Genomic DNA, 21,036 nt, shown 5'->3' with positions numbered 1-21,036 from the left:
AGGAACTTGAGATGGATACACTGGTAAAGAATTACAACCTTACTGCACGCGTGATGCACTGGTTATCTGCGCTGTGCATTATTGGTCTATTTGCAGTGGGTTTGTGGATGGTCGACCTTAGCTATTACAGCGAATGGTATCGAACTGCACCACATTACCATCGCTCTGTCGGTATTTTACTCGCTATTTTAACTTTGGCACGCATTGTATGGAAACATGTTACGGCGTCACCAAAGGTAGAAGGCAAACCTTACGAAGTGCTTGCTGCTAAAGCGGCGCATGGTGTTATGTACCTACTATTGGTCACCATCTTTGTTTCAGGTTACCTCATTTCAACGTCTGATGGACGCGGTATCGAAGTGTTTAATTGGTTTACCGTGCCAGGTGCGGGAGAGTTATTCCCAGGACAATCAGACATAGCGGGTGAAATTCACTTCTACGCAGCTTGGGCCGTCATCCTGATAGCAGGTTTGCACGCTATTGCTGCGCTAAAACACCACTTTATCGATAAAGACAACACATTAAGAAAAATGTTAGGAGCTTCAAAATGAAAAAGTCACTCTTCGCTACAGGATTAGCTATCGCTATGGCACTACCATTTGGTGCGCAAGCTGCAGATTATGTCATCGATACCAAAGGTGCTCACGCTTCAATTAACTTTAAAGTTAGTCACTTGGGTTACAGCTTCATCAAAGGTCGTTTCAATACATTTTCTGGTGACTTTTCTTTTGATGAGAACAATATTGCTGATTCAAAAGTGAATGTTGTTGTTGATACAACTAGCTTAGACTCCAACCACGCTGAACGTGACAAGCACATTCGTAGTGGTGATTTCATTGATGCTGGCAAATACAGCGAAGCGACCTTTAAAAGCACAAAAGTGGTTGATAAAGGCAATGGCAAGCTAGATGTAACTGGTGATCTAACGCTACACGGTGTTACTAAGCCTATTACTATCGAAGCTGAATTCGTTGGCGCAGGTAGTGACCCATGGGGTGGTGAGCGCGCTGGCTTCGTTGGTAACACTCGCCTTGAGCTTGCTGACTTTGATATCCCAGTAATGGGTGCTTCAAGCTATGTTGATATGGAACTTCATATCGAAGGCGTTAAGAAGTAACGAACTTCTTTTAGATACAGTAAAAGCGCTCTTCAACGAAAGAGCGCTTTTTTATTACCTCAATCACAATCGACAACATTGGCAAGCCAGTCAGTGACAGCGATTGAAAGCCAACAGACGTTGCAAGCGTTTAATGAATTACGCTGTTTCTAACTCGTTTTTTTCTACTAGGTTTAAACGCTCACCAAAAATCGGGCGTAGTGCTTTTAATACTTCAGTACGAGTAACAACACCGACCATCTGGCCATTTTCAAGTACAGGAAGTACTTGTGGCTTGCTCACTTTGATGCTTTTCGCGCGTTCTTCTAAAGATAGAGACGTCATGCGAGTGGCGATGCCCATGTTGCTAGTTGGGTACAACTGCTCTTTATCGATACATAGGAACTCGACAACATCAACGAGACGATCACCAGCATCAATTGCGACCACATCGCGGCTCATGATGTCGACGACTTTTTGGTCTTTCACCGGAATGTAGTCCTCACACCATAGTTCTACCATCACATCGTGAGCAGAGAAGAAACCAACCAATCGATTTTGTACGTCTACAACAGGTGCGCTAGTTACGTTGTTATCAAGTAGCACATCCAGTGCGATTGCTATCGGTGTTTCTGCACTGATGGTAACTGGTTTTGGGTTCATAATATCTTTAACAAAAGATGCGTTTTTCATGGTGAAATCCTTAACTGACGAGAGTGTTGTAGTCGTTGTGATAGAAGAGATATTCGCTGCTTTTAGTTCTGGTCGGCGAAAAATACACCAGTTTGCAAGACCAACTAAAACCGCTCCGCCGACGATGTTGCCAAGCGTGACAGGAATTAAGTTAGCGGTAATAAAGTGGCCAATATTTAAGTCTGCGTACTGTGAAGCGGGCACACCGACGGAGGCCCAAAAAGACTCAGGTGCAAAGTTCGCGATAACAATGCCAAGTGGAACCATAAACATGTTCGCGACACAGTGTTCAAAGCCACTACTGACAAACATGGCCACAGGCATGATTGTCATTGCTGCTTTTGTCATTGCATTTGCAGAGCTAAACGTTAACCAAATCGCGAGGCAAACCAATAGGTTACAAAGGATACCGAGCGCAAACGCCTGAATGAGAGTGTGATGAAGCTTGTGCTGCGCGATGTTAAGCGCATTTAACCCCCATTGACCGCTATCCATTTGATAAAGACCAGCTGCAGTAACTAGCGCAAGTAGGAACATCGCACCAATGAAGTTGCCAACGTAAACCTTGCCCCAAATAGAAAGCATTTTTCCGAACGAGATTTGCTTATTGGCCCATGAGATACTGGAAAGAACTGAGCTAGTAAATAGTTCACCACCGCAGATCACGATGAGGATCAAGCCCATACTAAATGCTAATCCGCCAGCAAGACGGCTTAAGCCCCAACCAGCGCCAGCGCTGCCAGTAGTCACCGTGATGTAAAACAAGAACGCCAATCCAATGAACGCGCCCGCCATGATGGCAAGACTCAGTGTCATACTGCTGGTTTTGTTTGCTTTACTTAACGCAAATTTTTCCGCTTCAGCCATCATTTCTTTTGGAGAAAAGTACTGGTGATTTTGAGAGCTGGTCACCGCCATATTGACTCCTTAATTTGTAATCGCATAAAAATTCCTTGGTTATTAACTCAAAAATGAAATTGTTGTTTTTATTTAGAAGCCTCAATGACTTCAGTCTCAAAGTCATTGAGGCTTGCGGTGTTCCCGAACCGCACAGTCAGAATAAGGAGAAGGGTTTGGTAGGTAAAATTGATAATATTTAGAAACCTCATCAAATTAATTGATAACTTTATGCGGCTAGGTAAAATGAACTCTATTGCTTATTGGGGCATGTTTTTAACGATTGTGAGGGTATGAAAAATACTCACCAATAATGGAGGACACTTTGCGCTACTCACTTAAGCAATTAGCGGTTTTTGACGCAGTTGCAGATACCGGCAGTGTAAGCCAGGCCGCAGAGAAACTGGCTTTGACACAATCAGCGACAAGTATGTCGCTTGCGCAATTAGAAAAAATGCTTGGCAGGCCTTTATTTGAGAGGCAGGGCAAGCAAATGGCGTTAACCCATTGGGGTATGTGGCTACGACCAAAAGCAAAACGCTTATTACAAGACGCACTGCAGATTGAAATGGGCTTTTATGAGCAACATTTGTTAAGCGGTGAGATTCGCATGGGCGCGAGTCAAACTCCGGCAGAGCATCTGGTTCCAGACCTTATCAGTATCATTGATAATGACTTTCCAGAAATGCGTATTTCCCTTGGTGTGCAGAGTACAAAAGGGGTTATTGATGGCGTATTAGATTATAAATATGACTTAGGGATCATCGAGGGGCGTTGTGACGATAACCGTTTGCACCAAGAAGTCTGGTGCCGAGACCATCTTACTGTTGTCGCTGCTTCTCATCATCCTTTTGCTCGCAATCAATCTGTAAGCCTCGCGCAGTTAGAACAAGCGAAGTGGGTGTTGAGAGAGCATGGCTCTGGCACACGAAAAACATTTGATAGCTCTATTCATCATCTAATTGAAGATTTGGATGTGTGGCGAGAGTACGAGCACGTTCCGGTGTTACGCAGCTTAGTTGCTAACGGCCAGTACCTTACTTGTTTACCGTATTTAGATGTAGAGCGATATATAGAAGCGGGTCATCTTGTTGCGTTAAATGTGCCCGAGCTAAAAATGGAAAGGACACTTTCATTTATATGGCGAGCTGATATGGCAGAAAACCCACTAGTCGACTGCATTAAACGAGAAGGTCTGCGCATGATGAAAGGTAAGCCCTCGGTATTGTAAGTTACTACTCAATACACGCAATAAACTCTAGAAGCACAGCAATGCCACTCGCTTAATTGGGAGTGGCATATTTCTATGTACAGTATACTGAACATAGAAGAACAAGTGTGATTCAGGAGCTTTTATGCACTCACTTGGTGAACCATGATTCTACACGCCGATATTAGCTTCCAGTCTCGTTAAAGCTTGCTGGAGTGACCTATTGGAACTGTCCTACACACATCCTTTTTACCTAGCACTAGAAACACTCATTCCCTAAATCTGTTGATTTATCGGTTGCGTCAAACTTTTAGTGCAAATCATGAAATTGTTATAGCCTTATTGTGATCATTATCACCGATAAGCAAGACTGATGTATCTAACATGTGTCCTTGATTTCAATGTATGAAGGCAGTTATTGAGCCATGTGGGTACGATAATAGCCAAGCAGGTACGACTACCATGACGACACTTTTAGCTATCTCTATCACTACTGGAATTTTATCTGGCGTATGGGGTTGGATCGCCATTTCTTTAGGTTTGCTTTCTTGGGCTGGTTTTTTAGGTTGCACGAGCTACTTTGCTGCGCCAACTAGCGGATTGAAAGGACTTGGTATCAGCTTAATCACTAATATGACGGGTGTATTCTGGGCAATGGTAATTATCCACGGTTCAACTTACGTTGGTTTGGAAATTATCGGTTATGTGATTACCGCTATTGTGGCATTTTTCATGTGTATTCAAGCGAAACAGGCTTGGCTCGCGTACATTCCAGGCACTTTTATTGGTTCCTGCGCAACATTTGCCGCTGATGGAAACTGGCAACTTGTCATTCCATCTTTGCTGCTAGGTGGTGTGTTTGGTTATCTAATGAAAGCGACTGGACTTTGGTTGCATACGAAATCAAGCACTACTTCTTCTACGCTTGCTGAGCAAGCACAGTAGTGAACCCCCGATCTTATTTGTATCCACTGTGTATTGAGTTTTATCCCTCTCAATACCTTTAATCAAAATTAATGATGTTTGATACAAGCACACCAATTTGGTGTGCTTTTTTTGTATTACAAGGCAAGGTGTGAGTGTGAAATACTCTAACTCATGTATTGCCGTTTGCCATGGTGACAACGCGCTTAAGTGTCCAACGCAGAAGTACAGGAATGCATTCCATACCTCTCTCTTCACAGTGAGATACAATGGCCAAAGCTAAGTCCGGTTTTGCATGCTTTTTCAAAACACGGTTTACTACTTTTTTAGCTGGGATAGGGTGATCATGAGGAACTTTGATGATGTCCTTAAAGAAAAGTTCAAACCCATGATTGTATAGAAAATGTTCGATGTCTCGATCAGGTAACTCTGTAAGTCTATGCCTTTCCTGATCATGATCGAGTTGCGCTCTCACGGCATGCGCGTACTTTTTACCTGCCGGGTCACCATCGGTAACAACATGCCAGTCGATACCGAACTCTTTTGCTACTTTGATCAGTGACTTCAGTCCTGACTGTGCAAATTCAACGATTTGAACTCCTTCCGCAGCTAAGTCATATCCACATTGGCGAGCCAGTTCATGAAATAACCAAACTTCAGTTTCGCCTTCTACGAGCAACCAACACCGTGCAAACAACGCCCCAGAGCGATGAAAACGAATGTGGAAACCAATTCGGCGTAACTCATCTCTACCAAACTTGGCAGAGTTTAAACTTTTGGCAATGGTTCGGTCTGACAAGCGAATCAAACGTCGGATTGAATAAAGTGGAACCGAGCCAAGTAACGTACCGCTGTTGGTAGTTAAAATCTTTTGCATTGGCAACAACTGCAATAATGACCACGCTCTAGCGAGATGAGTCGGATGTAGTCGGCCTTCAGGGTCCTCGATAATCAATATCGGTCTTGCGCAGCGTCTTAAATCGGTAGGGCCTTTTGCTTGAAGGTAAGCATTGAGAAGTCCCATTAAAAGCAAGCGGCTCTGTTTATCATTTGTTTCCTTAAGGAATTGACTTAATCCTTTATCAGAGGAAGGGCTTGTATAAAAAAGACCATCACGAGGTTTTCGTGGGTTACCTTTGCTGACGCTGCGGAACGCAAAATAGTGTTCGACAAGTGTTTGCATTGAATCGAGACTACTGCGAATCTCACCCTTGTTTACGTGCCCAGGCATCGCCAATAGCCGTCGACAGGTGTTATTGATTCGTTTTTCAATCCGAGCATTTTTGCTGTCGCCGTTGACGTGGTTTAAATCTGGGAAGCGTCGGGAGTCTCGTAGGCGGATAACAGGGTGAAGAGTCATCAACTCTACAGCGAGTTTCTCAGAGTGGTGCAGTTTCTTCGGCTTGCCGTTGTGATCCAAAAATGCGTATTCAGTTTTAATATCATACTCGTCGCGAGACGCACTAATTCGATAGTAAATGACCTGCTCACCATCCTCGTTTGTGCACCATGCAGGTTTTATCCGTCGATAACGCCCAGCTTTTACTTCGTTCTTGTCCTGTGCTTTAAAGCAAACAATGATCTGCAAGTGTTGGGTTTGTGGATGAGAAATTGAGTAATCAACGTGAAAATCTTTTAGTTCGAATTGATATAATGAGCCATTAGCAGGTAGCGCGATAGAAAGGGCATCGAGCAATGATGATTTGCCCCACGTGTTCTCACCGATGAGCGTAGTGAGTTCGTCAAAAGAGAGTGAAAGGCGTTTGATGCCTCTAAACCCGGAGATTTCGATGCGTTCTAGTCTCATCTCAATCCTCCTTGCAATTATTTGAATTATAGAGAGTTATTTTGCTACTCCTAAGCATATATTAATTCGAAATATTGGAGTTAAGCTCAGTTCACAAAATTACGAGAGCCCCTTACTGAATAGAGACCGCAACAAGCGACGCTTGCTTTCAAAAGTAGTGTAGATAGCATCGTGATCACTTAAACATGAAATCAAAAAATCACAGTTTCATAAAATTCATGATTCTGTCATGATTCACTTCTTATTATTATAAGGAATGAAAAGAGAGAAGATGAAGATGAATAACAATCATAAGCCAGTGAGAATCAAACTGGCACACATCAATGACACACATTCCTACTTTGAGCCAACGTCATTACAGTTAAAGCTTAAGATCAACAAAGAACTCACGTTAGAGCCATACGTGAGTGCTGGCGGGTTCTCTCGCATCGCAACCCGAGTAGAGCAGCTACGAGACGACGCTCAGCGTCAAGGGCATGGGATGTTATTTCTCCATGCTGGAGACTGTTTCCAAGGCACACTTTATTTCTCATTATTTAAAGGTAAAGCCAACGCCGATTTGTTGAATGCGTTAAAGATTGATGCGATGGCGTTAGGCAACCATGAATTGGATATGGGTAATGAACCTGTTGCCTTATTCTGTCAACGCACTCAGTTTCCATTACTTGCTGGTAACTGGGATCTATCAAATGAATCGCTTCAAAAGCCTCACCGAGTCAGCGATAGCAACAATGTGTATAGCTATCAAACGGAGACACAAAGCGCACAATACATCGTCAAAGAGTTTCATCGTGAGCAGGTTGCGATTTTCGGATTATCCATTGATAAAATGAGCGATATAGCGAACCCAGATGCAGATACGCCATTTAAGTCTGCAATTGAAACCGCTAAGGCGACCGTAAAACAAATTCACTCCTCTGGTATTAAAAATATCATTCTTCTGAGCCACTTAGGTTATGAAGGCGATTTAGAGTTGGCTGAACAAGTTGAGGGGATTGGTATTATTGTTGGTGGACATAGCCACCGACTGCAAGGCGATTTCTCATCAATAGGTTTAGGGCAAGATGACCCTTATGGTGTCAAAGTAAAAGATACCTACGTTGTGCAAGCGGGCTTTCATGCTTTGACTATGGGGCACTGCGTCATTGAATTTGATGAAAACGGCAAAGCAACCATGCTGAGTGGTCAAAATGAACTGTTACTTGGCCGACGTATTTTTTGGGACTCGACACTAAATCAACAGCTTGACCAAGGCGTATTCGAAACCGCGTGTGACTTTATCCATGGCCAACCTAATGTGGTGGTCTGTAAGAAACACCCGGAGACTCAAGCGATCCTAAGTGATAAATACATCCCTCGGGTAAGACAGTTACAGTCACAAGTCATTGCTAGTATTGACACCAAAAAGCGTCATGTGCGAATCCCAGATGAGTTTGGTGAGAGCGAGCTGGCTTCTTCTGTTGCTCGTTCATTTTTGTACAGCCTAAATAAACGCGGGCATGAGGTTCAATTTGCGATTCATAATGCGGGTGGCGTGCGAACATCATTGAATCCTGGCAATATCACAGTGGCAGATATTGCCGGACGGTTGTTGCCTTTTGCCGTTCCGATCGGCTTTTACGACGTAAAAGGCAGTGCTATTCGCCGAGCACTTGAAGGCGCCATAAACAATGCACTCAACAATGATGTGGAAGGTACTGGCTCTGGCAGTTATCCATACACTTACAATTTAAACTTTGAGTACCGAGCTGATGCCCCTAAAGGTGAAAGAATTCAGTCATTAGCAATTTTTGATGGTCAACAATGGGTCGACGTTCAAGACGACACCTGGTATCGAGGCACTTCCTCCGCTTATACCATGAAAGGGAAAGAAGGTTACGATGCGCTACTGGAGATGAAAGGCGAGGGGCGTGTAACCAACTTATCCATGGCAGACTGTTTTATTGAACTTCTGACCGATGAGCCAAACTGCTTGAATCAAAGTCACAAACTTTATACACAGCAACACAGATAGTAGATATTGGTATCGATTTTGCTGTCCTTCAATTGCTACATGCGATGATGAGGGTGGCAGTATGTGGAATAAAGATTGGACAGATACGGCAGTGGTGGTTGCTTGGGTCGCAATTTGGTCAACGTTAGTTTACTTTGTACCTTTGAGCGGCTTTTGAATTGCTAATAACACGGAAGTTAGAAAAGGAGCAGTTATGCTCCTTTTTTGTGTCTATGTTCTCAAAGACAACGCTCTGACTCCTAAATGTATCATCTTGAGTCACTTGCTGCTCTTTACACCTAATAACAAAAGTTCACGTGGTTGAATCAATTCCTTTCTTTTTATATTTCTTTCTGATTTTTAATAGGAATTTTATTTCGATTGGACAAAGTTTTTTTGTTGGAAAGCGTGACATTCGGCGTTATCATTGCGGCGTTTGGGGAGTAGTTAGCGCGAGTTTACTTATCGTCATCTCGTTAAGCATCAGCTTATCCGGTAAGTAAAGGTGTTGCGTGATTCATCCACGCCGACACTTCAACGAGACCAACGCATTCATTGACTGGCAGCACATGATTACTATGTGACTGCTTGTTGTTATTGTCTGCGGAAGGTCACCAAACTCATGTCCTTCCGCCATGGGAGGAAGCATGTCTCTTATCGAAAGTACCACCCAATTGAGCCAATCGGCACCACTTCAAGAGTCATTAGCGATGTATGGCGCTTTTGGTCTTTTTACGCTTGTTCTTGTTGCGCTTGATATCTATCAAACGCGTGGTGGCGTAATAACGATGAAAAAAGCCATCCTTTGGAGTGTTTTTTGGTTCTTACTTGCCTTTGTTTTTGCAGGTTCTATCTATTTATTCTGGGACCTTTACGCACCGCACAGCACTTATACGAACGATAAAGCAACGGTTTCATTCTTAACAGGCTACTTACTAGAGAAGTCGCTAAGCGTGGATAACTTGTTTGTGTTTGCCATCATCTTTGCACAATACAGTGTGCCGGAGCATTTGCGTCCGCGAGCGCTGCTTTGGGGCGTGATTGGTGCGTTAGTTCTACGGGCTATCATGATTGCGTTTGGTGCTCAGTTACTTGCGCAGTACCACTGGGTGTTGTACCTCTTTGCCGCATTCCTTATTTGGACAGGTATTAAGCTTGCTCGCGACAAAGGTGAAGCAGAAGAGGTTAACCCATATCCTGAGCAGTTTATTCGCAAGATATTGCCAGTTACGGATGATTACCAAGGAAATCACTTAATCTTAAAGCAAGCTGGTAAGTGGGTGGCAACACCAATGCTGATCGTAGTCGGTGTAATTGCAGTGATGGATGTAATGTTTGCACTGGATTCTATACCTGCCATATTCGCGGTAACACGAGAGCCATTTTTAGTCTTAGCCGCGAACGTGTTTGCACTGTTGGGTTTGCGATCTTTGTACTTTGTTCTGCAAGCGATGTTAGACAAGTTTGTGTACTTAAAACCAGCATTATCGGTGATCATGATGTTTATCGGTGTAAAGATGTTATTGGTGGGAACAGAGTATGAGATTCCGACAACGTGGTCACTCACATTCTTAATCGTTGTGATGACATCAGCGGTTGTGGCATCGCTCCTCAAAAATAAGTCGAACAGTCGCTCTAGCGTTAAAATTACTAATCAAAAAATATAAGTAAAGCGCTAAAAATAAAATAAATAACGAAACTTAATGTTAAGAATATGTTGTTAGTCGAGATGGCTTTATGCAGGTAACGTTAAGTTATTCAACATGATTAGACAGTTTGTGACTATTTATGCTGTTATTATTCATTTGTATTTTTGATGTTTGTAATGGGCTTGTTTTATTAGATAATCTAATCCGAATAGGTAAAATTTGTCATTTCTTAAACAATAAGAAACTGACTAATATACAACCAACAAAACAGACTACTGCTTTAAAGAGAGGCAATCATGGCACAAGCAATGCAAATGACAAATGTAGCTTTACCAACCTCTATGGATAAGAAAACCTACGCGGTTAACTTCAAAGGACTGATTGCTCACTTACTAGACATTCTATTCGTAGATAATACTGCACCACGCAGTTACTATGCGGAAGATTTGTCAGCTCACATTCAAAAAGATATCGGTATGTACCGTTAATCTTGAAATAATGAATGAAAATACCGGCTTATAAGCCGGTATTTTTTTAGCTGCTCAAACGCGAATAACGGAGCTAGAACTCTATACGGAGTCAATACCGGAGTAGAGGAGCTTATTCCAAATTGGTGTTCATTAGAAATGAAAACGGGGCACTAATAGTGCCCCGTTTTGACTTGTAGAGTAATACGATATTACTTCTTACGGCAGTATTCTGCGATCACGTACATTGACTGACCGCCATTTGCCTTGCCCGAAACTAGTTTCGGATCATCACCAAGGCTGATACCACGGATCACTGTGCCTTGTTTGATTACTTGGTTAGTGCCTTTAACTGGTAGGTCTTTGATTACCGTTACATCGTCACCTTTCTTAAGTTCAGTGCCGTTGCAATCCAGCGTTTTGTCATCATCAGACATACCCTTCATCGCCCAGTTCATTTGCTCTTCTTCCATGTACATCATGTCAAGAGCATCTTGAGCCCAGCTTTCAGAGTTTAGGCGAGTGAGTTGGCGCCATGCTGTCACTTGTACTGCAGGAACCTGGCTCCACATGCTTTCGTTTAGACAACGCCAGTGGTTAATGTCTTTTGGCTCATCGATCTCACCCAGACACTTATCACAAACCATGATAGCAGTATCAACGGTCACGTTACCGTGAGGTGGGACAGCGTATGCTGTTAGTTGAGATTCAGAAGAACACAGTTCACATTTTGACTCGCAGCGCGCAAGCAGAGTAGCTTCAATAGACATAAGGACTCACCTTAGTAATGTTATTTTGTGGCGGTATTATCCACTTTATCCTGAGAAATAAAAGGGTGTTAGCGAATTAAAGCCGAGATTTTACAATATTCCAACCTGATTAGGGTGAAGATGTAAAATATTCGCTAAACAAATAATACCTGTATATAAGAAAATGCATTGATTGTTTTGAATGATGAATTGGTTGCTTCATTTCTTGAGGAAGTTAGAGGTTCGTTGGGAGTATTAACTGCGCTCAGAAGTGTGGGCAGAGCCCTCTAAAAATATAGAGGGCATATTGCTAGCGTTCAATAATCTGCACAACTTGATCTTTTGAAATGCTCATTTCTTTCCCATCCATGTCTTCATACTCGTACATACCCGTTTCTTCGTTAAGGTCTGGTTTACCGTAAGAAGTAATAATTTTTCCTTCATTTGTCGACATAAGATATTGGCTACTTCCGCATGCAGCAAGAAGTAAAGCAGTGACCATTATAGTGAATATGCGCATAGAGTTTTCCTTTCAAACAAGTAAGTTAGGTACGACACCGATTTAACTATAGCAAAGGATATACGGGACGGTTTTTTATGATAGAGAACGAAAAAGCCCAGTCGAAACTGGGCTTTGGTAAGAGAGATGATACGATTACTTCAGAACGGAAGTATTAGTCACACCCGTTAAAGTGTCATCCATTAAGAAGTCAGTGTTTTCCATTTGCATCTCAACGTGATGGTCAATATCAGAAAGTGTGCCATTTGGAGAAACAAACGTAATGTGCGATGCAGTAGCGTTATACTGCACAAAGCTTGCCATTGGAGACACTGCTGTATTAGCACTGTTTACGGTCGTTAAACCTAGCTTAGCTGCTAGAGGCTCAGTCCCGGCAAACGGTGCATTTGGAACGCTGTTTGGTACATTGCCATCGCCATCAACCTCGGTCATCAGGAATGGTGTTGTTAGTGAACCAGAAGCAACTAAATCTGACGCGTTTGTGAACGGGTCTACGGTATCTAGCGTGGTTTGTGCCGCGTAGATAAACTGCGAGAAGCCAGCTTCTAGTGTTGCTAACTGAGTTTCTGTTGCTGCGGCCTCAAAAGCTTCGTAACACGTTTTATCTTCCAATTGTGTACATGACGCATCTGCATAACTCGCGTAGTCTGCAGACGCAGCATATGCTAAGTTATGCCTGATCTGAGCGCCATAGGCTTCTGAACCTAGTAACAAATTGCCGATTTGGCCACCAGAGTTCTGTACAGAAGCAGAGCTAAATGTGTAAAGTGCATCTGCGTTAGGGCTACCTAGCGTATTATTTGCTGCTGCGACAGCAGATGTAGCCACAATACCGCCAAGAGAATGACCTAGCATTTTGACTTTAGAACCCGTCATTGGGTTAAAGCCTTGTAGAGGCCCTTCTGCCAACAGACCACCTTGCGCCGATACCACTAAGCTCGCGCGTAAACCCAATACATCCAGTACACTTTGGCGTAGGTTATCACGAGCGATTGCCAAGTTAGAAAGATTTAGATACGCCAAGATATTAGCATTAGCTGAACGTTGCTCATCTAAGCTACGTGTGCCGTGAATAGGTAAGTCGATAGCAATAACAGCCACACCTGCTTTCACCATATTGAACGCGAAGGCATATGAATCCTCTTTTGCTGAAGTGATGCCGTGTTGATAAATCACAACGTCGGTCGCGACACCAGATTTAGGTGTGAAGACAAGTACTTCGACATCTTCTACCGATTTAACGACTGGAACTGGGGAGTAGCGAGTCACAATACGTTCACTGTCGAGTTGGGTACCATCGCTTAATGTGAGTTTAGCACCCACCAGTTTTAGCTGCTCTGTAGGATCGGTTGCAAGCTTTGTCACGTCAACAGGGTTATTTGCGAAAACGCCAGTTGATAGCTGCTGAACCATGTTCGCTTGCTCGTTCGGATCCGCCAGTGCTGCACTTAGCTTCGCTAGGCTTGGCATCGCAGATACCATTGGCTGCATGTTCCAGTTTGCCCCTTTTTCTAGATAATGAGGCAGTCTGACCACACCTTGAGTCACATTTACATCGGCACCTGACTTCGCATAAAGGCCTTTAATTGCCGTTTTTGCCGCGTCTAGATCACTAACGTACTTACTAAAGTCATCGTCAGAGTCTAGCGCAGTGCTAAAGTCTTGGGTTGCACCAAGTGTCATTGTGTAGGCTGTTGATAAATCTACTGAACCTTCGTTCGCATCGTTTTTGTAAACGGCGTTTAGTGTATTTGCACCCGTTGAGAAACCGGTTGCGGTTACACCTTTAACCGCCGCCAAAGTATCACCTACAGACTGAGTGCTGAACCATGAGGAGTAAACGATATCGTCAGGGTTAACTTGAGCTAGACCAAAAATGCCTTCCACCGCTTGTGTCACCGCTTGAATAGAAGCAAGAGCACCAGTTTCATAAACGATTTCTTTCGATTTACCTGTCGCGTAACTGGCTGATGTACCGATTGGCTCACCATTCACGTCAGTAACATCTTGTGTTACTGCAAAAATGTACTCGCTTGACTCATCAAGCGCATCCATGAACTGGATATATAGAGAGTTGCCTTTTGCTTGAACAACGTAGTCTTGGTTCTGAACGAGAACTTCTTCGATTGGGTTAGACTTACCATCCCACTCGGTCAAACGTTGATTAATCTTGATGACTTTAATACCAGACGGCAGCATACCCGTTGCAAAACCATCGCCTTTAAAGTTCAGAACGATTGGCATAGACGTTGACCATCCATCCATCGTATTCATCGAGGCTCTAGGGTTGGTTAAGGCATCATCACCGTCAGTTGGCAGACCAAGCGTGCCATCTGTTGTGTCCATTAATAAGTAAGAGGGCGCAGGTACATCCGCATTCGCCCCTTGAAGCGTAAAGCTGATAGATGTTCCACGGTCGAGCAGTGCTTGGACTTCATCTTCAAATTGAACTTTGTCGGAAGTACCAGAGCTTGCTGTATTATCACCACAACCAGCAAGAAGGATTGCAGAACAAAGCATTGATAATTTAAACGTGTGTTTCATTGGTTTACTCCGTAATCCCATTATTTGAAGGTGTAGTTCATCTGTACCGCGCTGATGTAAGCAGTACCTTCAGAGTCGAACTTGATCTCTTCATCCTGAGCATTTGTCTCGGTGAAAGAGCCTGATTTACTCTTAACAAGTGCAAAGCCTGCATCGAAAGTTAAATTCTCATTCATTGCGTAAGTCAGGCCCGCGCTGTACCAAAAACGGTCACTGTCAGGGATGCTCAATGTGGCTTCACCTGCTTGTTCGTCGTATGCAAAGCCCGCACGGAATGTCCAATCCGCATTGAGGGTGTAAGTGGCACCAATAGAATAACGATTGTTGTCTTCGTATTTCTCTGGTTTGTAGAAACATTGACCAGCAGTTCCATCATTACATTGAGGACTCGTCGCTTTCAGTTCTTTAAATGTGCTCCAATCGGTCTGTTGCCAGCCGTAATGTACTGCCCATTGTTCATTCAGTTGATGGAAAGCCGATAATTCGATAATTGAAGGGAGAGAGATTTTTAAACGGCCATCCACTTTTGGTGATGGAGCTCGGCCTGAGTCGTAACTACTAAACTCACCGTCGTCAAAATCTAGATCAACTTTAGAACGGTAACCAAAGCCAAAACGGTTGTTTTCATTTAGCTCGTACAAAGCGCCAATATTCCAACCCCAAGCAAAAGTTTCGCCTTCCATGCCGACAAGGTTATCGGACTTATTACCACCTAAAATACGGGCGAGTGCGCCTTTGTGACGAGTCAGCTCCGCTTCCGCGTACACTAGGTTGATACCGCCACCGACACTGAAAGACTCGTTAATACGGTAAGCGACATTAGGATTAATGTTTACTGAAAGTAGGGAAGTGTCACCCGCCATGTCACCCGCAGAAATATCATCTGGATAATCAGTAGCAACACCGTATGTTGTGAACATACCGATACCCCAAGCCCAGTTATCGTTGATAGGGCTGATGTAATAACCCGCTGGCACGACTTGTAAAGGGGCAACATCTTTCGCATGTTCTTTGTTAACCGTGTCATACACATCGACTTCAGGATCGATGATAGATAACGCGCCCGAGAATTGAGCTTCTTTGAAAAGCGTCATCGCTGCTGGGTTTCGTGCAAGAACGCTGGCATTGTCTGCGACCGCTCCTTCACCTGAAAATGCTCGACCAAGACCAGATGCTGAATGCTCAGCTACCTGGAAGCCCGCTGAATGGGCATTACACGCAAACAATATCGAAATTGTAAGCAGAGAGCAGTGCTTCTTGTTCATCCTTGACCCTCCTAGGGTGTCATAGTGTTGGACCGAAGTCCTTGTAATTGTTGTGTGATACTTACACCAGTTGTTAATACGTGAAACACAACTGTGATGTAAATGTAATGTTAATTGTATGTTTAATAACTTGTCAAAGTTTGAGCGTATTTTGCGTTTTAAATATGATGCATAGGTCAAACGGTGATTCGTAAGGGCATGTATTATCGTTATATTTTTTAAGAGAATGGTACGACCAGAATTGTTTTACGGGCTTTATGGTTAAATGGCATTCAAACCAAGAGATAGCGGGCTTTGCCGTTTCTGTACTTAGCAGGCATAATTCGCGCCTCGCTTTGTTGTTATTCAATAGACGCAATAGGAATCGTGTTGGAATTACTGAATGTTGAATTTTTAGGTCGTTCGTTAAGGCTCGAAGGATCGATGGCTGGTTGGCAGCAGTTATATTGGGATAACACCTTGGTGTCCCAAATAGATGCCAGTGATAATGTTGCAGACACTTGTCTTCACCAGTTTAGACTCTCTGCAGGGGAGGAAGTCCTGGTATGCGATTTGGAGTGTTCATTAACATGGCAACCGTTTGAATTGAGTTACAAGGCCACAATTAACGATGAGCTTATTAGCGAAGGTTGCCGAAATGAAAAAGACATCGAACGCCAAGTACCAGAAGTTGAACCGCCAACGGAAAAGCGTTTAAGTGTGATAGGGCTAGTATCGCTTGGAATGAAAGCACTCAAGAGTGCGAAAGTAATCAAAGTGGCGTTAGCATCTGCAAGTCTTGCTGCATATTCTTGGCTATTTTCTATCGAGTTCGCGTTAGCTTTGATCGCCTGTTTAGTTTTCCATGAGTATGGCCATATTAGAGCGATGAAGTACTTTGGAATGAAGACCAAGGGCATCTATTTGATTCCATTTCTTGGCGGTTTAGCGCTGAGTGATGAAAAGATCAACACACGCTGGCAAGATGTGGTTATCTCGATTATGGGACCATTTTTTGGTTTAGTTCTTAGCATCGCGTTTACTTTGCTTTATTGGATGACTGGAGAGGTGCTCTTCGCTGGCCTAGCAGTGTTTAACGCGTTACTAAACCTGTTTAATCTGTTGCCCATTCTGCCACTAGATGGTGGTCATGTACTCAAAAGCATTACCTTCTCGATGAACACTTGGGTTGGATTAGTCGGCAGTATAGCTGCTGCCTTGTTGGGTATTTTTATCAGCTATTCTTTCGGGCTGACGTTGCTTGGGTTTTTATTGTTAATGGGGATGCTAGAAGTGGTCATGGAATGGAGAGGTCGACATCATAGTCATTTATTGCCGTTAACCCGTTACGGACAACTCTTCTCACTTGCTTGGTACTTGGTTTCTGTCGGTGGTTTTGTCGCTATCATTTGGTATTTTGCTACCCTTGGAGATAGCCTATTGAGCTTGCCACTACAGATACTGGGTACTTAAACTATTCCTTATACCCATTAAAAAAGCTCCTTAGGGAGCTTTTTTTGCAAAAAATAGACACTGGTAGCAGAAGTTTAGCCACATTTTGGCGCTTTCGTGTTATATGCAGGCAACTTATTTATGGTTGCTTGTAAATCTTTAATACGCGTACTGTGCGATGGGTGAGTTGAGAAGAATTCAGGCGGTTGAGAACCGCCGGATGCAGCACTCATATTTTTCCATAAATCGACACTTTGACGTGGGTCGAAGCCTGCTTTTGCCATAAACTCAAGCCCGACAATATCAGCCTCGGATTCCTGTGTACGACCGTATGGCAAAATAACACCGTATTGGACACCGACACCAAGTGCCGCCATCGTCATTTGCTGATACTGTTTGTACTCGGAAGCTCCTATAGCAACGTTTGCCAGAGACAATCCCGCATTTGCTAACTGGCTTTGTGAAAGGCGTTCATTACTGTGGTCAGCAAGGACGTGAGCCACTTCGTGACCAATGACTGTTGCCAACTGATCTTGGTTTTTCGCGACACCTAAAAGCCCTGTGTAAACGCCGATCTTCCCACCAGGTAGAGCAAACGCATTGACTTGTTCACTATCAAAAACAACCACCTCCCAATCTTTAAATCCAGCTTGCGCAGGGATGGTGTCAGTGATGTGTTTGGCAACGCATTGTACATAGGCATTCGTTTTGCGATCTTTGCTGATTGGGATATCTTTCTTCATTTGTTCGAAAGATTTGGCGCCAAGCGATGACATTTCTTGATCTGAAAACATCAGGATCTGGTTACGGCCGGTCGGTGATGCGCTACATGCCGTTAAGCCCGCGATAGTTAAAAGAGCAGAAGCTTTCATCCATACCTTCATAATAGGCTCCATCTAAATTATTTTTGTTTTGAAGCAATAGTATATACCCAAATAGTAACATGATGCATGGATCAAATTATTCATCAACTGGCAAAGAGGCCAAGATGTTACACCTTGAAGTTAGACCTAAGTAAAGTCTATGCTAGCTCTCTAATAAATCGTAACAATCCGACAAACCAATTTGTGAAATTAAGAGTAAAACAATGAGTATATGGAAAAAGCCCGTTAGCATAGAGATTCTGAATGCTACATCAAAAAATACCCTGATCGAGCACCTACAAATTGAATACACAGATTTCACGGATGACTCCCTTACAGCAACTATGCCCGTATGCAGCTTTACTCATCAACCTTTAGGAATGCTTCACGGTGGTGCATCAGTCGTGCTCGCAGAAACATTAGGCTCTTTAGCTGCAAACTTCTCTGTCGATGAGGGGAGTTACTGTGTCGGTTTGGATATCAACGCGAACCATGTACGTGCAATGCGAAGTGGTCATGTGATTGGTACGGCAAAACCCGTACACCTTGGCGTTTCAACACAAGTGTGGCAAATCGATATAACAGATGAACGAGGCCGATTAGTGTGTACCAGTCGCTTAACTATCGCAGTGAAGCAACATAAAATGAAGTCGGTATAAAGCAAGATGGTGATTGAGTTTTCATTAGGAAAAATCATTGCTACCCAGCGTGAAATCGTGATTAAGCTCTCCGGCAGTGCAATGGTGACCTTACAAGCGCAAACCGATTCTATCCAGTTACTGGGTAGAGGAGCGAACGTTGTTTTATCTCATGGTGCAGAGTGTAAATGGTCTATCAAGCTGGATAATGAGGAACAACTGGCCGATCTTGCACGAGAAATTGGCATCGATATTCAATAATTTAATGCGTGACGTTTGCACTTTTTGATAAAAATGAGGAAACTTAGCTTATCAACAATAAGATAAGAATTTCCTCTTTATGAGTAGCCCTCGTTTACGTGTTCAGTTCGAAACACTGTTTGAAAAATTCGCCGGTCACGATACGGACGTTCAGCTAGAAGACATTACCGAAGCGCTGTTTTGTACACGTCGCAATGCTCGTATTGTTCTCAATAAATTAGAAGAGGAGGGCTGGATTGAATGGCATCCAGCGGCGGGTCGAGGAAAACTCTCAAAACTCGTTTTCAAACGTAATCGTAGCGACGTCAGTGAAAACCTCGCCAGACGTTATCTTGACGAAGGGAAAATTGGCCAGGCTCTAGATGCGCTTGATAACGACGCGGCTCGATTAACGCAGGTTATTCAGGGTTATTTAGGGCTTCAGCATCGACAGGGCGAGCAGGTGGTACGTTTGCCTTATTATCGACCATTGGCGATGTTAAACCCACAGAAACCGATGCGGCGTTCTGAACAGCACATCGCCAGACAAATTTTTAGCGGGCTAACTCGCCTTGATGAAAATGAACAACTTCAGCCAGATTTAGCCCACACATGGGAAGCCATTTCTGATACACACTGGCGTTTTTATCTTCGTCGTGGGGTGCGTTTTCATAATGGTGAACCGTTATCAACCAGTTGTGTACTTGAAAGTGTGCTTGCACTAAGTAGCTTGAACCTGTTTTCTCATATAAAAAAGGTATCTTCACCACAGGAATGGACCGTCGATATTGAACTCGTCCGTCCTGACCGCTACCTGCCTTTGGCGCTGAGTGAGTCGCAAGCAAAAGTTTTGCTACCAAGCGCTTTGCGTTCAGAAAACTTCGATAGACAACCGATTGGGACAGGGCCGTTCCAAGTTAAAATGAATGATGATAAGCGTCTCATTTTGACTGCTTTTGATGGCTACTTTGGCTTTCGTCCCTTGCTGGACCAAGTTGAGGTGTGGGTAATTGATGAAGCGTACTCTTCAATGGTCTATCCAAGCTTGTCTAAGCCAAAGATGGATAAACAAGGTTCATCTGATGAGGTCGAGCTTGATCCTGGCTGTACATTTCTATTACTAAACAAAAACACCGGGATTGCAAAAGACCCACGCTGGGCAGAATTTCTATCACAAACTCTCAACAGTCACCAGATTTACGCGCATGTTCCTCAAGATAAAGTGATGGAATTGGGTGTATTGCAAGCCTTTGGCCTTAAGCCAGGTTGGATTGATCTTAGGCCAGCAGAGGCGGGCAGCGTGCCGCAGGCTGATAAGGTGATTTCCGTAGCGTATCAGAAAAAGCATCCGATGTTTCCAGTAGTTGCCAAGGCCATCAAGACACTCTTAAAACCGCACGGTATAGAGGTCGAGTTTATTCGTTATGATTCTCAACCGCCCGCACCGGAGGAAGTGGATATTTGGGTGAAAGCCATGGGTATTGCAACGAATCGAAATGACGCGTTGGCTGGCTGGCTTCTGGATTACAGTGATATTGAGAAATTCAGTTCTGGTTACGATTTTAGCGAATGGGCGAAGCTCGTTGATCAGTGGCGTGCTGGTGTTTATCCAGACTTCCCTGCACGTGAGTTAGGACGTCAGTTGGTAAAAAGTTGTCAGGTGATTCCGATGTTTCACTGCTGGTTGGGTGTCAATAAAGACCACAGCGGCGCCTTACAAAATGCAAAGTGTAATGCCTTAGGTTGGTTTGACTTTAATAACGTATGGGTAAAACCTGATATAGAAATGAATCATGGCGAAACCGAATAAGAAACAGCCGACGAAAACCGTCGATATCTATTGCTCAAAGTGTAAAACTCAACTATTCAAGTACCGTAAAGGCGGAAAAGGCGCACTGGTCAAGTGCTTCAAAGAGCGCATTGTTGACGATTTCACACAAACCCCATGCATCTGTCCCAGTTGCGGGCAAGAGTTTGCAAGAGACACCCTAGTGAGAGGAACGCCCGCTTACAAAATGATTGGCGGTAAAGTGACGATGAAAAAATGAAG

The 21,036-nt window shown here is 43.6% G+C and carries 19 protein-coding genes; 12 read left to right on the top strand and 7 right to left on the bottom strand.

What is annotated here, in order from left to right; translation table 11 throughout:
• Positions 1-11: 11 nt before the first annotated feature.
• Both R2S67_RS03935 and R2S67_RS03930 read left to right on the top strand, forming a co-directional pair.
• Positions 12-551: a cytochrome b gene (locus R2S67_RS03935; protein ID WP_012842319.1), complete on the top strand. Its 540-nt coding sequence runs from the start codon at positions 12-14 to the stop codon at positions 549-551.
• Positions 548-1,117, top strand: coding sequence for a YceI family protein (locus R2S67_RS03930; RefSeq protein WP_005395526.1), 570 nt, complete (start codon positions 548-550; stop codon positions 1,115-1,117). Before R2S67_RS03935 ends, R2S67_RS03930 begins: the two co-directional genes overlap by 4 nt.
• 138 nt (positions 1,118-1,255) lie before the next feature.
• Here the strand turns inward: R2S67_RS03930 and focA are convergent, their stop codons facing one another.
• On the bottom strand, positions 1,256-2,707 hold the full coding sequence (gene focA, locus R2S67_RS03925) for a formate transporter FocA (RefSeq protein WP_203347438.1): 1,452 nt from the start codon (positions 2,705-2,707) through the stop codon (positions 1,256-1,258).
• A gap of 304 nt (positions 2,708-3,011) precedes the next feature.
• Here focA and R2S67_RS03920 point away from each other — a divergent pair, with 304 nt between their 5' ends.
• Both R2S67_RS03920 and R2S67_RS03915 read left to right on the top strand, forming a co-directional pair.
• Positions 3,012-3,917: a LysR substrate-binding domain-containing protein gene (locus R2S67_RS03920; RefSeq protein ID WP_005395522.1), complete on the top strand. Its 906-nt coding sequence runs from the start codon at positions 3,012-3,014 to the stop codon at positions 3,915-3,917.
• Positions 3,918-4,358: 441 nt separating this feature from the next.
• Positions 4,359-4,841 carry a DUF1097 domain-containing protein gene (locus R2S67_RS03915; RefSeq protein ID WP_005395520.1) on the top strand — a complete coding sequence of 161 codons (483 nt, stop codon included), beginning with the start codon at positions 4,359-4,361 and terminating at the stop codon, positions 4,839-4,841.
• A 151-nt stretch (positions 4,842-4,992) separates the two neighbouring features.
• On the opposite strand, the gene R2S67_RS03910 is transcribed toward R2S67_RS03915, so the two are convergent.
• Positions 4,993-6,627, bottom strand: coding sequence for an ATP-dependent endonuclease (locus tag R2S67_RS03910; protein WP_012842315.1), 1,635 nt, complete (start codon positions 6,625-6,627; stop codon positions 4,993-4,995).
• A gap of 271 nt (positions 6,628-6,898) precedes the next feature.
• Between R2S67_RS03910 and R2S67_RS03905 the strand changes: the two genes are divergently transcribed.
• The 3 genes from R2S67_RS03905 to R2S67_RS03895 all read left to right on the top strand — a co-directional run bounded on the left by R2S67_RS03905 (position 6,899) and on the right by R2S67_RS03895 (position 10,757).
• Positions 6,899-8,641 carry a bifunctional UDP-sugar hydrolase/5'-nucleotidase gene (locus R2S67_RS03905; protein WP_317342371.1) on the top strand — a complete coding sequence of 581 codons (1,743 nt, stop codon included), beginning with the start codon at positions 6,899-6,901 and terminating at the stop codon, positions 8,639-8,641.
• A 626-nt stretch (positions 8,642-9,267) separates the two neighbouring features.
• Positions 9,268-10,287: a TerC/Alx family metal homeostasis membrane protein gene (locus tag R2S67_RS03900; RefSeq protein ID WP_317342369.1), complete on the top strand. Its 1,020-nt coding sequence runs from the start codon at positions 9,268-9,270 to the stop codon at positions 10,285-10,287.
• Positions 10,288-10,565: 278 nt separating this feature from the next.
• Positions 10,566-10,757: a hypothetical protein gene (locus tag R2S67_RS03895; RefSeq protein ID WP_005376351.1), complete on the top strand. Its 192-nt coding sequence runs from the start codon at positions 10,566-10,568 to the stop codon at positions 10,755-10,757.
• A 191-nt stretch (positions 10,758-10,948) separates the two neighbouring features.
• On the opposite strand, the gene R2S67_RS03890 is transcribed toward R2S67_RS03895, so the two are convergent.
• The 4 genes from R2S67_RS03890 to R2S67_RS03875 form a co-directional block, all read right to left on the bottom strand.
• Complete coding sequence (locus tag R2S67_RS03890; protein ID WP_005395511.1) at positions 10,949-11,506, bottom strand: PhnA domain-containing protein; 558 nt, start codon at positions 11,504-11,506, stop codon at positions 10,949-10,951.
• Positions 11,507-11,795: 289 nt separating this feature from the next.
• Positions 11,796-12,005 (bottom strand): YgdI/YgdR family lipoprotein, encoded by a 210-nt coding sequence (locus R2S67_RS03885; protein ID WP_317342363.1) that lies wholly within the window; start codon positions 12,003-12,005, stop codon positions 11,796-11,798.
• 135 nt (positions 12,006-12,140) lie between these two features.
• Positions 12,141-14,549 (bottom strand): VolA/Pla-1 family phospholipase, encoded by a 2,409-nt coding sequence (locus tag R2S67_RS03880; protein WP_317342361.1) that lies wholly within the window; start codon positions 14,547-14,549, stop codon positions 12,141-12,143.
• A 20-nt stretch (positions 14,550-14,569) separates the two neighbouring features.
• The gene (locus R2S67_RS03875; protein ID WP_012842310.1) at positions 14,570-15,814 is read right to left on the bottom strand and encodes an outer membrane protein transport protein; all 1,245 of its coding nucleotides are present in this window, start codon (positions 15,812-15,814) and stop codon (positions 14,570-14,572) included.
• Positions 15,815-16,237: 423 nt separating this feature from the next.
• Here R2S67_RS03875 and R2S67_RS03870 point away from each other — a divergent pair, with 423 nt between their 5' ends.
• Positions 16,238-17,266 (top strand): site-2 protease family protein, encoded by a 1,029-nt coding sequence (locus R2S67_RS03870; protein WP_233059830.1) that lies wholly within the window; start codon positions 16,238-16,240, stop codon positions 17,264-17,266.
• Positions 17,267-17,340: 74 nt separating this feature from the next.
• Here R2S67_RS03870 and R2S67_RS03865 read toward each other — a convergent pair whose 3' ends face one another.
• Entirely contained in the window at positions 17,341-18,129 is a 789-nt protein-coding gene (locus R2S67_RS03865; protein ID WP_237285079.1) for a M48 family metallopeptidase, read from the bottom strand.
• Between the two features lie 203 nt (positions 18,130-18,332).
• Here R2S67_RS03865 and R2S67_RS03860 point away from each other — a divergent pair, with 203 nt between their 5' ends.
• The 4 genes from R2S67_RS03860 to R2S67_RS03845 all read left to right on the top strand — a co-directional run bounded on the left by R2S67_RS03860 (position 18,333) and on the right by R2S67_RS03845 (position 21,034).
• Positions 18,333-18,767 (top strand): hotdog fold thioesterase, encoded by a 435-nt coding sequence (locus R2S67_RS03860; RefSeq protein ID WP_150916621.1) that lies wholly within the window; start codon positions 18,333-18,335, stop codon positions 18,765-18,767.
• A 6-nt stretch (positions 18,768-18,773) separates the two neighbouring features.
• The gene (locus R2S67_RS03855; protein WP_005395503.1) at positions 18,774-19,007 is read left to right on the top strand and encodes a DUF3389 domain-containing protein; all 234 of its coding nucleotides are present in this window, start codon (positions 18,774-18,776) and stop codon (positions 19,005-19,007) included.
• Positions 19,008-19,086: 79 nt separating this feature from the next.
• The gene (locus R2S67_RS03850) at positions 19,087-20,796 is read left to right on the top strand and encodes an SgrR family transcriptional regulator (RefSeq protein ID WP_317342359.1); all 1,710 of its coding nucleotides are present in this window, start codon (positions 19,087-19,089) and stop codon (positions 20,794-20,796) included.
• Positions 20,780-21,034 (top strand): hypothetical protein, encoded by a 255-nt coding sequence (locus R2S67_RS03845; protein WP_301578142.1) that lies wholly within the window; start codon positions 20,780-20,782, stop codon positions 21,032-21,034. Before R2S67_RS03850 ends, R2S67_RS03845 begins: the two co-directional genes overlap by 17 nt.
• Positions 21,035-21,036 lie beyond the last annotated feature (2 nt).

The organism is Vibrio sp. T13N (assembly GCF_032970445.1).
Taxonomy (GTDB): domain Bacteria; phylum Pseudomonadota; class Gammaproteobacteria; order Enterobacterales; family Vibrionaceae; genus Vibrio; species Vibrio diabolicus.
Note: the sequence above shows the minus strand (reverse complement) of the source record. Positions and strands in the feature narration are given on the sequence as shown.